Source organism: Streptomyces incarnatus (assembly GCF_001027185.1).
In the GTDB taxonomy this organism is placed as follows: Bacteria; Actinomycetota; Actinomycetes; order Streptomycetales; family Streptomycetaceae; genus Streptomyces; species Streptomyces puniciscabiei.
The window spans coordinates 2,196,537-2,210,262 of record NZ_CP011497.1; the positions used below are offsets into that span (position 1 = coordinate 2,196,537).

11 protein-coding genes are annotated in these 13,726 nt (G+C 72.2%); all 11 read right to left on the reverse strand.

Going from position 1 to position 13,726, the window contains the following annotated elements; genetic code table 11:
* Positions 1-154: 154 nt before the first annotated feature.
* The 11 genes from ABB07_RS09720 to ABB07_RS09770 are packed head-to-tail and all read right to left on the reverse strand — an operon-like array spanning position 155 to position 13,718.
* Positions 155-1,324 carry an iron-containing alcohol dehydrogenase gene (locus ABB07_RS09720; protein WP_208898334.1) on the reverse strand — a complete coding sequence of 390 codons (1,170 nt, stop codon included), beginning with the start codon at positions 1,322-1,324 and terminating at the stop codon, positions 155-157.
* Complete coding sequence (pgk, locus tag ABB07_RS09725; RefSeq protein WP_208898335.1) at positions 1,314-2,489, reverse strand: phosphoglycerate kinase; 1,176 nt, start codon at positions 2,487-2,489, stop codon at positions 1,314-1,316. The genes ABB07_RS09720 and pgk overlap by 11 nt, the downstream gene beginning before the upstream one ends.
* Complete coding sequence (argC, locus tag ABB07_RS09730; RefSeq protein WP_208898336.1) at positions 2,486-3,565, reverse strand: N-acetyl-gamma-glutamyl-phosphate reductase; 1,080 nt, start codon at positions 3,563-3,565, stop codon at positions 2,486-2,488. The genes pgk and argC overlap by 4 nt, the downstream gene beginning before the upstream one ends.
* Positions 3,562-4,617, reverse strand: coding sequence for a zinc-dependent alcohol dehydrogenase (locus ABB07_RS09735; RefSeq protein WP_208898337.1), 1,056 nt, complete (start codon positions 4,615-4,617; stop codon positions 3,562-3,564). The genes argC and ABB07_RS09735 overlap by 4 nt, the downstream gene beginning before the upstream one ends.
* The gene (locus tag ABB07_RS09740; protein WP_208898338.1) at positions 4,611-7,082 is read right to left on the reverse strand and encodes an amino acid adenylation domain-containing protein; all 2,472 of its coding nucleotides are present in this window, start codon (positions 7,080-7,082) and stop codon (positions 4,611-4,613) included. The genes ABB07_RS09735 and ABB07_RS09740 overlap by 7 nt, the downstream gene beginning before the upstream one ends.
* Positions 7,069-7,977, reverse strand: coding sequence for a phytanoyl-CoA dioxygenase family protein (locus ABB07_RS09745; RefSeq protein ID WP_208898339.1), 909 nt, complete (start codon positions 7,975-7,977; stop codon positions 7,069-7,071). The genes ABB07_RS09740 and ABB07_RS09745 overlap by 14 nt, the downstream gene beginning before the upstream one ends.
* 53 nt (positions 7,978-8,030) lie before the next feature.
* Complete coding sequence (locus ABB07_RS09750; protein WP_208898340.1) at positions 8,031-9,335, reverse strand: condensation domain-containing protein; 1,305 nt, start codon at positions 9,333-9,335, stop codon at positions 8,031-8,033.
* Positions 9,328-11,067, reverse strand: a complete 1,740-nt coding sequence (locus ABB07_RS09755) for a thiamine pyrophosphate-binding protein (RefSeq protein WP_208898341.1) — start codon at positions 11,065-11,067, stop codon at positions 9,328-9,330. The genes ABB07_RS09750 and ABB07_RS09755 overlap by 8 nt, the downstream gene beginning before the upstream one ends.
* A complete protein-coding gene (locus ABB07_RS09760; RefSeq protein WP_208898342.1) occupies positions 11,064-11,996 on the reverse strand; it encodes a transketolase family protein in 933 nt (310 codons plus the stop codon). Before ABB07_RS09760 ends, ABB07_RS09755 begins: the two co-directional genes overlap by 4 nt.
* The gene (locus ABB07_RS09765) at positions 11,980-12,855 is read right to left on the reverse strand and encodes a transketolase (RefSeq protein WP_208898343.1); all 876 of its coding nucleotides are present in this window, start codon (positions 12,853-12,855) and stop codon (positions 11,980-11,982) included. Before ABB07_RS09765 ends, ABB07_RS09760 begins: the two co-directional genes overlap by 17 nt.
* Positions 12,852-13,718 carry an isocitrate lyase/phosphoenolpyruvate mutase family protein gene (locus tag ABB07_RS09770; protein ID WP_208898344.1) on the reverse strand — a complete coding sequence of 289 codons (867 nt, stop codon included), beginning with the start codon at positions 13,716-13,718 and terminating at the stop codon, positions 12,852-12,854. Before ABB07_RS09770 ends, ABB07_RS09765 begins: the two co-directional genes overlap by 4 nt.
* Between the last annotated feature and the right edge of the window lie 8 nt (positions 13,719-13,726).

Sequence of the window (13,726 nt, forward strand, 5' to 3'; positions counted from 1 at the left end):
GATGGCCGATCATTACCTACTGGTAGGTAACTGCTTGGTTGAATCATGCCTCACGGGGCGGCCGCACGCGACTGCGTTCCGTGATTGTGCCCCGTGTCACATCTGGCCGGATCTGTGCCGCTACCGGAGCGGCTCATACCGTCTGCGACACAGTTCAGCCGACGGAGTCCCGGTAGAGGCTCCGGAGCAGCTCCGCATCCACCCGCCGGTGGGGATCGTTGTCGAGATTGCCGCTCATGCCCGTGAGGCAGGCGTCGATGTCCCGCTCCGAGAACCCGTGGTCGGCGAGCGTGCCGCCCAGGCCCACCGCCCCCGCCAGCGCTGCCACGGCATGGACCACGTCACGGCCGCCGAGGACGTCGGCCACCGTGTCGAACGCCTCGGGCGCGTGGGCGTAGGCGCTGCGCAGCCAGGCGGGGTAGAGCAGGGCCAGACCGCGGCCGTGCGAGAGACGGACCTTCGGCACCGCGCCCATGGCCTGCTGGAGGCGATGCGGCAGACAGGTGCTGACCGTCGCCACGTTCACGCCGCCCAGCAGCGCGGCGAGGGCCATCGCCTCACGCACCTCCGGGGACGACTCACCGCGCGCGAGCCTGGGGAGGTTGTCCCGTACGAGCGCGAGGGCGCGCCAGGAGCGGGCCCGGCTCTCCTCGGTCGCCCGCACCGCCACGGCGCCCTCCACGGCGTGCGCCAGCGCGTCGAACCCGCTGTCCACCGCCACGGCGACGGGCAGCCGAGCGGTGAGGTCGGGGTCGACGACCGCCACTCGGGGCGCGACCCCGTCGCCGCGGATGCCCGACTTGAAGCCGCGGACCACGTCGGTGAGGATCGCCCCCTTGGTGACCTCCGAGCCGCTGCCCGCCGTCGTGGGGACGGCGATGAGCGGCAGGGCGACGGCGTGGGCGGGGAGGGTGGTGCCGATCAGGTCCCGCACGGTGTCGTGGTCTCCGGCGACCGCGACGGCCTTCGCGGCGTCGATGGCGCTGCCGCCGCCGAGCCCGACCACCAGGTCGCAGCGGCCGGCCCGGGCGACGGCGAGCGCGGCGTCGGCCTCGTCGGAGCGGGGGTCGGCACTGACCCCGTCGAAGACGGTCACGGCGACCCCCGCCGCCCGCAACGACGCCTCCGCGCGGTCGAGATACCCGTGTCGGCGCATCGCCGTGCGGCCGCATACGAGCAGGGCGTGCCCGCCCAGCGGCGCGGCCAGCGACCCGAGCAGATCCAGGGTGCCCCGGCCGAACACCGCACGCGTGGGCACCGGCAGATCGAGCGCGAGGTCCGGGCCGGGTCCGGCCGCCGTGCGGTGGGGATGATCAGTGTGCATGGTGTCCGGCTCCTCGCCGTCGGTTGTCCTTCAGGGCCTCGAACACCGCACAGGTGCCCTCGACCAGGTACTGGAGTGCCGATCCGCCGCCTGTGGAGCGGGGCCCGGTCCAGGGCAGCTCGGCGACGGTGTCCCCGCCCAGCAGCAGGGTGGTCGCCTCGCGGCCGGCCCGGGCCGCCAGCACGGCGGCGGCCGCGTGGCGGTTGCCCTGGGCGTACAGGCCGGGCGTGCCCGCGATCAGGACCCGCTCGGCGCCGCGGACCAGGTCGAGCGCCCAGGGTTCGATCACGAAGTCGACGACGGCGCAGTCGTCCGGGACGCCGTCCTCGACCCGTATCCGCCGGGTGACCCCGTCCGGGCCGGCGACCACCAGGACGCGCGGGAGGTGGATGCCCTCGCCGCCCGTGCGGTCGAGCACCGCCCGTGCGGCGCGGGCACAGCGCTCGGGCGCGCTGCCCAGCTCGGACCGGCCGACCGGGTGACCGGCCGCCGCGAGCAGGGTGTTGAGTACGACTCCGCCGGGGATCACCAGCCGGTGGGTACGGGTGAGTCCGGTGAGGCCGATGAGCGTCTTCTCCGGTTTCACCCCGCCGAGCACCGCCACCGCATGGCCCCGGCCCGGACCGGTCGCCCACGGGTCGAGCGCCCGGGCCTCGGCGACCAGGGAATCCGCCGCGTACCCGGGCAGATGGTCCAGCAGTCCGGTGTTGGAGGCGTGCCGGCGGTGCGCCTTGGAGAACCCGCCGACGGCGACCCGGTCGCCGAGTCCCGCCAGCGCACGGGCCAGTCCGGGGTCCGCCGCCTCGTCACCGGGATGGAGGCGGGTGTTCCCGAACAGGGCGATCTCGCCGTCGTGCAGTTCCGCGGCCCAGTCGCGGGCACGCGCCGTGGCGTTCTCCGGCAGGTACCGCACCGGACGGCCGAGCCGCCCGCCGAGGTAGCCGGCGACATGGTCGAGGTGCACCGCACTGCCGTCCTTGGCGCTGCCCTGATGGCTGAGCAGCGCCACTCGGGCACCGGCCGCGGACAGCCGTGCGAGGTCGGCGAGTTCGACGTCGATGCGGCCGGTGTCGGTGAGCGCCGGGCCGACGTTGAACCCGGCGGAGTAGATCCAGCGCTCGCCCGCCGCCGGCCGGTGGTCCGACAGCAGTCGCAGTCCCCTCACAGGCCGTAGTGGCCGAGGCCGGCCCGCTCGTCCAGCCCCGACATCACGTTCATGTTCTGGATCGCCGAACCGGCCGCGCCCTTCACCAGGTTGTCGGTCACGGCGACCACCTTGGCGAAGCCCCGGACCGGGTCGTAGTCCACGCCGATGTGGCAGAAGTTGGACCCGGTGACGGCGTTCAGGCTGGGGTAGACGCCGTACTCCTTGGAGTTGAGGCGTCCCTTCTTCGCGAAGGCGTTGATCCGCACGAAGTGCTCGTCGGCGTAGTGGTCACGGTAGAGGTCCAGCAGGGCCGCCCGGTCGACCCCCGCCCGCGCCTCGGCGCGTATCGCGACGCTCGCCTGGATGTAGATGCCGCGGACGAAGTTGCCGTGCGCGGTGGTCATGTCGACGCACAGCTCCCGGCCGGCGAAAGGCGCCAGGTGGGTCTCCAGCTCAGGGGCGTGGCGGTGGCCCTCCAGGCTGTAGGGCAGCATCGATGCGAACGCCTCCGCGTGCATCACCTCGCTCACGGGTTTGCTGCCCGCCCCCGAGGTGCCGTTGACGGCGGCCAGATGGACCGCGCTGTCGAGGTCGGCCAGTCCGGAGCGCAGGAGGGGTGCCAGGCCGAGTACGGTCGTGATCGCGTAGCAGCCGGGATTGGCCACCAGGCGTGCGGCGGCGACCTGCTCGCGGAACAGCTCGGTGACGCCGTAGACGGCCTCGGACAGCAGCTTCGGGCTGGCGTGCGGCTCGCCGTACACCTCCGCGTACCGCTCGGGGTCGGGGAATCGGAAGTCGGCGCTCACGTCGATCACCTTGGCGCCGTGTTCCAGGAAGCGGGGCGCCGACCGCATCGCCTCCCCGGACGGGGTGCAGAAGAACACCACGTCGAGTTCGCCCGCGCGCTCCTGGAGCTGCTCCACGGTGACGAACCGCAGCCCGCTGCCGAGCAGGTTGGGGTGGACGCGTTCGAACTCCTCGCCGCTGCGGGCGGTCGGCAGCACTGTGCCGACGCCGGGGTGGTTGAGCAGCAGCCGGCACAGTTCGCCGCCGGAGTGGCCGGTGCCCCCGACGATGCCGATACGGAGAGTCATGCGTCACCTCGCGGAATGATGATGATTTTGCCGGTGGCCGGTTCCCCGGCCGCCATCAGCGCCATCGCGACGCTCGCCTCGGACAGGCCGAACCGGTGGGTGACCATGGGCATCGGATCGACCGAACCCTCGGTCAGCCAGCCGATCACCCGGCGGAAGTCGCCGGCGGTGGACAGCGACGAGCCGATCACCCGGACCTCCTTGCCCACCAGGGCGTTGACCGCCACGGTCGGCGGGCGGTCGAAGAAGCTGACCACCACCACCGTGCCTCCCGGGCGCACCACCCGCACCGCTTCGTCGACCGCACCCGGGTGGCCCGATGCCACCAGGACCGCGTCGGCGCCGGGATCGGCCGGCTCGGGACCCGTCTCGCCTGCCAGGACGTCCAGGTAGGCGTCGGCGCCCAGTGCCAGGGCCCGCTCGCCCTTCTCGGGACCGAGGTCGGAGCAGACGATCCGGCCGAAGCCGAGCCGCCGGGCGGCGATCAGGCAGCCCAGGCCGATGTTCCCGGCGCCGATGATGCGCAGGGCCCGCCGTCCGGGCGGGCCTGCCAGCGCGACCGCGTGGGCGGCGATCGACAGCGGCTCGACGAGTGCCCCGAGCACCGGGTCGGTGGCGGCCGGCAGCCGGTGGACCATGGTGGTCCGCAGGGTCACGTACTCGGCGAAGGAGCCGTCCCAGCCGAGATGGCACAGGTTGCGCTTGCCGGTGCAGAGATGGGTGCGGCCCTCCGCGCACCGTTCGCACGCGTCGCAGTGCGCGTAGGCGGCGGAGCACACCAGGTCACCTGGCGCGAAGCCGCCCGCGCCGGTGACGACGGTGCCGCACAGCTCATGGCCGAGTACGCACGGTGCGGACTTGTACGGGTGCGTACCGCGGTAGGTGGCCAGGTCCGAGCCGCAGATCCCGGTGGCCAGGACCCTGACCAGCAGTTCGCCCTCGGCGACCGGGGGCAGCGGGCCGCGCCGGGTCTCGATGCGGCCCTCGCCGGTCAGTACCGCACGGTCCATGAAGGCGGGCGGTGTCGCGGCCGGATGCCGGTCCGTCAGCATGTGTTGGCCACCTCCAGGCCGGCCAGCGCGGCGTTCACCGAGTCCACCAGGATGCGCCCGATCCGGGCCTGGGAGTCGGCCGACATGGCGCCGATGTGCGGCGTGATCACCACGTTGTCGAGCTCGTGGAGCCTGTTCGGCCGGCCCTCCTGGGCGACCACGTCGAGTCCCGCGCCGGCGATCGTGCCGCCCGCGAGCGCCTCGTACAGCGCGTCCTCGTCGACCACCTGGCCCCGGGAGACGTTGACCAGCAGCGCGCTCGGCTTCATCAGGGACAGCGTGTCCTCGTCGATCAGATGGTGCGTACGGTCGGTGAGCGGCACCGCCAGGCAGACCACGTCGGCCTCCCGCAGCAGACGCTCCAGGGCGACCGCCTCACAGCCCTGCCGCGCGAGTGCGCTCCGGCGCTCGTCGTCGAGCCGCTCGCAGGTGACCAGCACGTGCATGCCGAGGGCTCGGGCCAGGACCGCGATCCGTGAACCGATCCGTCCGTGGCCGACCAGCCCGAGGGTCTTCCCGCCCAGCTCCGTTCCGGAGAGGGCGGCCTTGTTCCACGTGCCGGAGCGGACCTGACGGTCCGCCAGGGCTATGTGCCGGGCCATGGCCAGCATCAGTCCGAGCGCCAGCTCCGCGACCGCCGGGGCGGATACGGCAGGGATGTTGAAGACGGTCGCGCCGGTCTGCTTCGCCGCGACCAGGTCGATGTTGTCGACCCCCGAGCCGGCCCGGGCGATCACCTTGAGGCTGTCGGCGGCCGCGATGACGGAGGCGTCCAGGCGCACCCCGCTGCGCAGCACGATCACCTCCTTGCCGCGTACGAGTTCGGGCAGGGCTTCGGCGGGCGGACGCAGGGCCACCGTCACCTCGTGGCGCTGCCGCAGTTCCTCGAGGGCCCCGTCGTCGATGGGGTCGAGCACGAGGATCCGGGCCGGCCGTACGGCGGCCACGGCCGCCGCGGTGGCGAGCGCCCGGCGATCGAGCTTCCCGGACGGTGTCAGCGGCAGGGCGTCGACCACGTGGAACCGGTTGGGCACCATCGGGGCCGGCATGGTCGCGCGGGCGTGCCGGCGCAGCGCGGCGACGTCCAGGTCGCCGCCGGCCGGCGCGACCAGGGCGGTCAGCAGGTCGTTCCCGGAACCGTCGCGGACGACGAGCGCGGCCGCGTCCGCGACCTGGTCCGCGGCCCGCAGATGGGCCTCCACCTCGCCGAGTTCGACGCGGTGGCCGCGCAGTTTGACCTGTTGGTCGTTGCGTCCCAGATAGGCCAGCCGGCCGTCGGGAAGGCGCCGGGCCAGGTCTCCGGTGCGGTAGCTGCGGCGGCCGTCGACGGTCCGGAAGCGCTCGGCGGTCAGCTCGGGCCGGTTGAGATAGCCGGTGGCGACCCCCGCGCCCGTCACCCACATCTCACCCACCTCGCCGTCGTCGACCAGCCGCAGGTCGTCGTCGCGCAGTTCCACGGTCAGGTGCGGCAGCGGCACACCGATGGGCGAGGTGCCCCGGCCGGCCAGGTGCTCCGGCGTGAGCCGCAGATGGGTGGCGTGCACGGTGATCTCGGTGATGCCGTACATGTTGACCATCTCCGGCGCGGGCCCGGGCGCCGCGGCGACGAAGTCCCGGACCACGTCGAGGTCGACGCTCTCGCCGCCGAAGACGACGTACCGCAGCAACGTCGCCGGGGCGCCGGAGTCGGCGTACTCGCGTGCCAGGTAACGGAAGGCGGACGGGACCTGGTTGAGGACCGTGATCCGCTCATCGACCAGCAGCCGCAGGAACTCCTCGGGCGCCTGGGCCGTGGCGGCGGGCACCGTGACCGCCGTCGCGCCCGTGGCCCAGGCCCCCCACAGCTCCCACACCGAGAAGTCGAAGGAGGCGGAGTGGAACAACGTCCACCGGTCGTCCGGGCCGAGGTCGAACAGCGGCAGGGCCGCACGGAGCAGGGCGAGCACATTGCCGTGGGTCACCACGCAGCCCTTGGGCGTCCCTGTGGTTCCGGAGGTGTAGATCACATAGGCCGGGTCGTCGGGCCCCGGAGTTTGGGGCACGGCAGCCGGCACCTCCACGGCGGCGCCCGGGTCGACGACGGTCAGCGCATCGAGCCCGCAGGCCGCGGCCCGGTCGGGCGTACCGACCAGGGCCGCGAGCCCGGCGTCCGACGCCATGAACCGAAGGCGGTCCGACGGGTACGACGGGTCCAGCGGCACATAGGCGGCCCCGGCCTTCAGCACCCCGAGTATCCAGGCCGGCGCCTGGTGGGTTCGCTCCAGCAGCACACCCACCAGGTCGCCCCGGCCGACGCCGGTCGCGGCCAGCAGCGCGGCGACGGCGTCGGCCGAGCGGTCGAGCTCGGCATAGCCGACCTCGTGGCCACCGCCCACCACGGCGGGCGCGTCACGGCGCCCGGCCGCGACGCGGGCGAACAGCTCGGGCAGCGAATGCAGGTCCGCCGGCAGTTCACTTCCCGCCACTGTTGCCGCCGATCGCCATGACGTCGCCCTGGTCGACGGGCTTGTAGTAGTCGGTGGGGTGCACGTGGGCGCCGAAGTCGCCGAACATGCGGCGCAGTCGCGGGGACATGCGGTCCAGCACCTCGGCCGGCTGCACGATGTAGTCGTGCGGACGGTGCCACAGGTGCCCGTAGCGGAGGATGAACGTCTTGCGCTCCTGGGTCTTGTTGGGCGCCACCGCGTGCCACAGCGAGTACGGGAAGATCAGCACGTCGCCCGGGGCCGCCTTGACCTCCACGGCCTCCTCGGGCATCTCCCCGCGGCGCAGCGGCTCGTCGAGCTCCTCGATGTAGCACAGCGCGGTCCGGTCGGTCGGCACACGGCGGTGACTGCCCGGGACGAGCAGGAAGTTGCCGCTGTCGGGCTGCGTGGTGTCGGTGAAGAACACCTGGGCCTTGAGCTGGAGGCTGGGGCTGCCGTGGGCGAGCCGCAACTGCTGGAGGTACTCACCGCCGTCGGTGTGCCAGTACTCCAGCGCCTCGTCCTGCAGCGAGCGGACGAAGATCTCGGTGCCGAGGATCTGGACGCTGCCCGCCAGGAGCGTCATCAGCGGGCCGACCAGCTTGGGGTGGTCGAGGAAGTAGTCCATGCCGTCGGTGCGGGCGACGGCGTCGCGCACCCGGACGGTGTGGCTGCGGTCGGTGAAGCTGGCGTGGTTCTCGATGGTCCGGGCGCCCTTGGCGAGGACCTCGTCGATGACGGCGAGGCCGCGCTGAACCTCTTCGGGCGTGAACAGGCCCTTGAGGTGCAGGTAGCCGTTCTGCTCGTAGGTCTCGAACTGTTCGTCGGTGAGCGGCGTCCAGTCCTGCACGAGGTCGGTCTCGGCGGTCGACTCGCGGATGGTCGCGACGTGCATGGCGGATCCTTTCGTCAGCGGTGACGGGATGTCGGTTCGAGCCGGGGCGCCGGTCATGGGCGCAGCTCCTCGGCCCACTGGTGGAGCTGGGTCTCGACGGTGTCCCACAGGGCGAGCACATCGGCGGCGGCGTACCAGTCCGTCTTGTGCATGACCGCCACGGTCACGCCGTCCTCGTCCTCGTCCCAGAAGGTCGCGATCGAGGCGTCGTGCCAGCCGACGGAGACCTTCAGCGGCGAGGTCCGCACTCCCGGGATCTCGATCTCGCCGACCGAGCGGCGCATCGCGATCGGCCTGGCGTTGAAGGTGACGTACGGGACGGTCGCCTGGCGGCCGACCGCCTGCGGGTCCATCAGGTCGATCAGGGCCGGCCACGGCAGATGGCTGTCGTCCAGGGTGACCAGCACCCGCTCACGGAAGTGGCGCAGGTACTCGGGTGCCGCCGGGTACCGGCCGGGCTCGCTGGCCAGCACCGTCTTGCTGGCGAACCAGCCCGCGGTGTGGGTCAGCCCGGGCAGTTCCCGGTTGGCGGTGGACAGCGTGGTGGCGACCGCGGGCCGGTCGGACAGCCGGAACAGCGCCTGGTGCAGGGCCGCGTGCATCAGGTTCAGACCGGTCAGGTGCAAGGGGCGGCCCGCGGCGGCGAGGTCCCGGCAGAGCTGCCGGGGCAGTCGGCGGACGAACTCCCCGTTGCGTTCGTAGCGGATGCCGGTGGCCCGGCTGAAGCCCTTGACCGGCATGGCCGGGATGGCGCCGATGCCGTCGAGGCGGGCGGCGAGCCGGGCCAGCGCGGACCGGCCGCCCTCGGAGGCCACTTCGGCGTTCTGCCGCCGCACGAACTCCTGGAAGCTGATCTGGATGGGCGGCAGGGGCGGCACCGGGGCGCCGATCTCCTGCCCGTAGAGCGCGGCGAGGTCCCGGATCAGCACGTTGAGCGACCAGCCGTCGCTCACCAGGTGCTCGGTGACCAGGGCGAAGTACGTCTCCTGCGCGGAGCGCGGGAGCACCACGAGCCGGGCGACCGGTCCGTGTTCCAGGTCGAACGGTTCCTCCACCGCCCCGCGGACGGCGGCCAGGTCGGCCTCGGCGTCCGCCCCGGAAGGCAGTCGCAGCACGTCCTGCGGTTCGGCCGCCCCCACGTGCCACAGGCCGGCGTCGGTGTCGAACGCGCTCAGCAGCACCGGATGGCGCCGCTGCATGGCGTGCCAGGCGCGGTCGAGCGCGTCGAGGTCGAGCGGCCCGTGCAGCGTCAGCGGCAGATTGCTGTGGTGCGGGTTGAACACGCCGCGCTCGGCGTCCTCACGGGTCTGGCCGAGCCGGTGCCGGTGGTTCCAGGACGCCTTGAGCGATTCACGCATGGTTGAGCTCCCTCGTCGTGACGCGGTGGGCGACCGACGCGCCGTCGTGGGCGCGGAGCCCGCCGTCCGCACGGAGCGGACGCAGCAGCTGCTGCTCGGGGTCGCAGATCACCTCGATCAGCGCGGGGCCCTCCTCGGCCAGCACCGAGGCGATGCCGGTGTCGAGCCGGTCGGCGTGCGCCAGCGTGCGGTACGGCAGCCGGAACGCGGTCGCCACCGCCCGGAAGTCGAGCGGTTCGGGCTCCGGCAGCTGCGGGCCCTCGGTCAGGGCGGCCTGTGACTCGCGGATGGAGGCGTAGCCGCCGTTGTTGAGCACGAACACCTTGATGTTCAGCCCGTACTGGCTGATGGTGGCCAGCTCCTGGATGTTCAGCTCGATCGCGCCGTCCCCGACGATCACCAGCACCTGCGCGTCGGGCTGTGCGAAGGCCGCGCCGACGGCCATCGGGACGGCCGCGCCCATGTTGAGGAAGGCGGCGGAGGTGATCTCCCGCTGGGACGTGGTGAATTCGAGGGTCTGGCCCGTCACGTAGTAGGCGCTTCCGGTGTCCACCACGAACACGTGGTCCGGCCCTGTCTGGGCCTCCAACCGGTCGACGAATCCGTAGGAGTTGATCGGGCCGTCCGGCCGCTGATCGCCGACCGTCGGGTGGGCCGCCTTGAGGCCGGCGCACTCGTCGAGCCACGCCCCGTGGGTTTCGCTGCCCGGTGCCCCGGACGCCTCCACCCGCAGGGCCTCGATCAGCGGACCGACGTCCATGCAGACCGGGAAGTCGACGCGGACACCCTTCTTGGTCAGCTGCGAGGGGTCGATGTCGACGGCGACGACGGTGGCGTCCGGGTCGAAGGCGTCGGCGTCCTCACCGACGAACGCGGTCGACAGGCTGGAGCCGAGGGAGATCACCAGATCGGAGCGGCCCATGATCAGCCCCGGGTACAGACGCCCGCGGATGCCGCCCTGTCCGAAGCAGAACTCCGAGTCGTACGGCAGCAGGTCGGTGCCCAGCCGGGAGGTGACCACGGGGACGCGAAGCTGCTCGACCAGGTGCCGGAAGGACGTGACCGCGTCGGCCTGGCGGATGCCCTGGCCGGCGACGATCAGCGGGCGCTCGGCGGACCGCAGCATCGTCATCAGCTGGCGGGCGGTCTGCCGGGCGCCGGCCGCGCGCGGCCCGCTCGGCGCCGGGCCGGAGCCCTGGAGCGCGTCCGGATCGATCTGCGCGGCCTGCACGTCCAGCGGGATGTCCAGCCAGACCGGACCCGGGCGGCCCGACAGGGCGTGCCGGACGGCCTCCTCCAGGTGCAGCCGGATGTCGGCGGGACGCTCGACGACGGCGGAGTACTTGGTCATGCTGCGCGCGCTGTTCACCACGCCGAAGCCCTGCACCCCGAAGGAGCGCACGCCTTCGTCCATGTGCCGGGTCTCCACCTGGCCGGAGATCACCAGCACCGGGACCCCGTCGGCGTAGGCGTCCACCAGGCCCGCCAGCGCGTTGACCGCGCCCGGCCCGCTGGTCACCAGTGCCACGCCCAGGCTGCCGGTCAGCTTGGCGGCACCGGTCGCCATCAGCGCCGCCGCCGTCTCGTGCCGGGCGCAGATGCTCACCAGGCCCGGCTGCTGGGTGAAGGCCTGATCGAGGTGGATGGAGCCCGTGCCGGACAGGCTGTAGCAGGTGCGGACACCCAGAGCGCGCAGGCTGGAGGCCACGTAGTCGGCCACCCGTATGGTCATGCCAGCCACTCCCGTACGCGTTTCGCCACGCCCTGCGCGGTCAGTCCGAAGTGTTCGTAGAGGTGCTCGGCCGGCCCGATCGGCGCGTACTCGCCCGGCACACCGATCTGCAGCACCGGCACCGGGTGGGTGCGGACGACCACCTCGGCGACCGCTCCGCCGAGCCCGCCGTTGAGGACGTGGTCCTCGGCCACCACCAGCCGTCCCGTACGGGTCGCCGCCCGGCCGATCGCCTCCGTGTCGATCGGCTGGACGGAACCCAGGTGCAGGACACCGGCGTTGACGCCGTCGGCCGCGAGCAGATCCGCGGCCTCGGCCAGCCGGCTGGTGAGCAGACCGGTGCCGAGCAGCGTGACGTCCTCGCCCTCGCGCAGTGTGACGGAGCCTCCGTACGCGAACGTGTGGTCGTCGGGGAAGAGTTCGGGCGTGTGGAGCTTGCTGACGATCCGGATGTAGACCGGGCCGTCGTGGGTGAGGGCCTCGCGCAGCGCGGCCACGGTGTCCGCCGGCGTGGCCGGGGCCAGCACGGTCATCCGGGGGATCGAGCGCATCCAGGCCAGGTCCTCGACGGCGTGGTGGGTGCCGCCGAGCGCGCCGTACGCCAGGCCGCTGACGAAACCGCAGAACACGACGTTGGCACCGGTGTAGGCCGCGTTCTTGATCTGCTCCAGGGCACGGGCGGTCAGGAAGCAGGAGGCCGAGTAGACGAACGGGCGCAGGCCCGCGTTGGCCAGGCCGATCGCGACGCCGACCAGGTTCTGCTCGGCGATGCCGACGTCGACGAACCGTTCGGGCAGTTCGGTCTGGAAGCCGAGGGCCGAGTGGGTCTCGGCGGAGTCGTTGTTGACGATGCAGATCCGCTCGTCGGCGTGGGCCAGTTCGAGCAGGGCGGCCGAGAACGCGGCCGCGCAGTCAGTCGTCGTTGCCATGCTCAAGCTCCCGGAGTGCCTGGTCGAGAAGGTCGGGGGTCAGCCGACGGCTGTGCCATTCGAGATTGCGTTCCATGAAGGAGACGCCCTTGCCCTTGACGGTCGAGGCGATCACGCACGTCGGCCTGGACTCCTCGATCGGGGCCCCGCGGAAGACGTCCAGCAGTTCGTCGACGTCGTGGCCGTCCACGGTGCGCACCGCCCAGCCGAAGGAACGCCACTTGTCGTCCAGGGGCTCCAGGGCGTTGATGTCCTCGGTGCTGGCGCCCTTCTGGGCGAGGTTGCGGTCGACGATCACCACCAGGTTGTCCAGCTTCCGGGACGCGGCCAGCATCGCGGCCTCCCAGTTGCTGCCCTCCTGGAGTTCTCCGTCGCCGGTGAGCACGAAGGTGCGGCGGCCGGAGCCCTGGACCCGCGCCGCGAGCGCGGCGCCCGCCCCGAGGGACAGACCGTGGCCGAGGGAGCCGGTGTTGAACTCGATGCCCGGTACGCGGGTCGAGACCACGGTGCTCAGCCGGGAGCCGGCGCCGCCGAAGGTCGCCAGCTCCTCCTCGGGCAGGACGCCCTTGAGGGCGAGGACGCTGTACATGGCGGCCGACGCATGGGCCTTGCTGAGGATGAAGCGGTCCCGGTCCGGGTCGTCCGGACCCCCGCGCAGGACACCGAAGTACAGCGTGCACAGGATGTCCATCGCGGACAGGTCCGCGCCGATGTGGCCGGTGCCGGCCGTGCTGACGGTGGTCAGCGCGAGTGCCCGGGCCCGGGCCGCCTGACGGCGCACCAGCGCCGCGTCCTGCGAGGGCACGTCGTGGTCCTTTCGGTGGGAGGTGTGCGGCCGCGACAGCGGCGCGGTGCTCATGCCGTGAACTCCTGCCACTGGTCGAGCCGCTGGAGGGCGAAGACGTCCTTGACCCCGGCGATGCTGTCCTCGAGATGGGCGGAGTGCCCGGTCTCGTAGATCGAGCCCAGGGCGTTGCGCAGGGACGTGATGGTGGCCCGCAGGCCCTGGTTGGCGTAGATGACCGCCGAGACGCCCGCGGTGTGGGCCTCGTCCGCGTGCCAGTCGGGATAGGTGGTCGGCACGACCACCACCGGCAGACGGTCCTCCCACGCGTCCAGGAATGCGATGACCTCGTCCTTGGTGTCCTTCTTGGAGTGCACCAGGACGGCGTCGGCGCCCGCGTCGGCATAGACGTTGCAGCGCTTGAGCGCCTCGTCCACGCCGAGCCCGCTGATCATGGCCTCGGTCCGCGCGATGACGAAGAACTCGTCGTCGCTCTGGGCCTTCTTGGCGGTCTCGATCTTGTGGGCGAAGTCGCCGACGTCGAGCAGGCTGTGGTCGGCCGCCGCGAAGCTGTTCATCTTCGGGAAGATCTTGTCCTCGATGCTCACCGCGGTGATGCCGGCCCGCTCGTACTCGGCGACCATGTAGGCCACGTTCATGCTGTTGCCGAAGCCGGTGTCGCAGTCGGCGACGACCGGGACGGTCAGCGCCTTCTGGATGTTGGCGGCCGCCTCCAGGTACTCGGTCATGCCGAGGAGGCTGGCGTCGGGCAGGCAGCGGGCCGCTGAGATCTCGAAGCTGGACGCCCAGACGGCCTGGAAGCCGACCTGTTCGGCGATCACACCGCCGAGCGGCGAGTGGGCGCCGGCGATCCGGGTCAGCGGATGCGCGGCGAGCACGCTGCGGAAGGAGGGATAGGTGCGGTTGGTGGGACTCACGTGGAAGA

What these genes read in the sequence shown, in the direction of transcription:
- ABB07_RS09720 (WP_208898334.1), bottom strand. Translation starts at nt 1,324, where the DNA reads ATGCACACTGATCATCCCCACCGCACGGCGGCCGGACCCGGCCCGGAC.
- argC (WP_208898336.1), bottom strand. Translation starts at nt 3,565, where the DNA reads ATGACTCTCCGTATCGGCATCGTCGGGGGCACCGGCCACTCCGGCGGC.
- ABB07_RS09735 (WP_208898337.1), bottom strand. Translation starts at nt 4,617, where the DNA reads ATGCTGACGGACCGGCATCCGGCCGCGACACCGCCCGCCTTCATGGAC.
- ABB07_RS09745 (WP_208898339.1), bottom strand. Translation starts at nt 7,977, where the DNA reads ATGCACGTCGCGACCATCCGCGAGTCGACCGCCGAGACCGACCTCGTG.
- ABB07_RS09750 (WP_208898340.1), bottom strand. Translation starts at nt 9,335, where the DNA reads ATGCGTGAATCGCTCAAGGCGTCCTGGAACCACCGGCACCGGCTCGGC.
- ABB07_RS09755 (WP_208898341.1), bottom strand. Translation starts at nt 11,067, where the DNA reads ATGACCATACGGGTGGCCGACTACGTGGCCTCCAGCCTGCGCGCTCTG.
- ABB07_RS09760 (WP_208898342.1), bottom strand. Translation starts at nt 11,996, where the DNA reads ATGGCAACGACGACTGACTGCGCGGCCGCGTTCTCGGCCGCCCTGCTC.
- ABB07_RS09765 (WP_208898343.1), bottom strand. Translation starts at nt 12,855, where the DNA reads ATGAGCACCGCGCCGCTGTCGCGGCCGCACACCTCCCACCGAAAGGAC.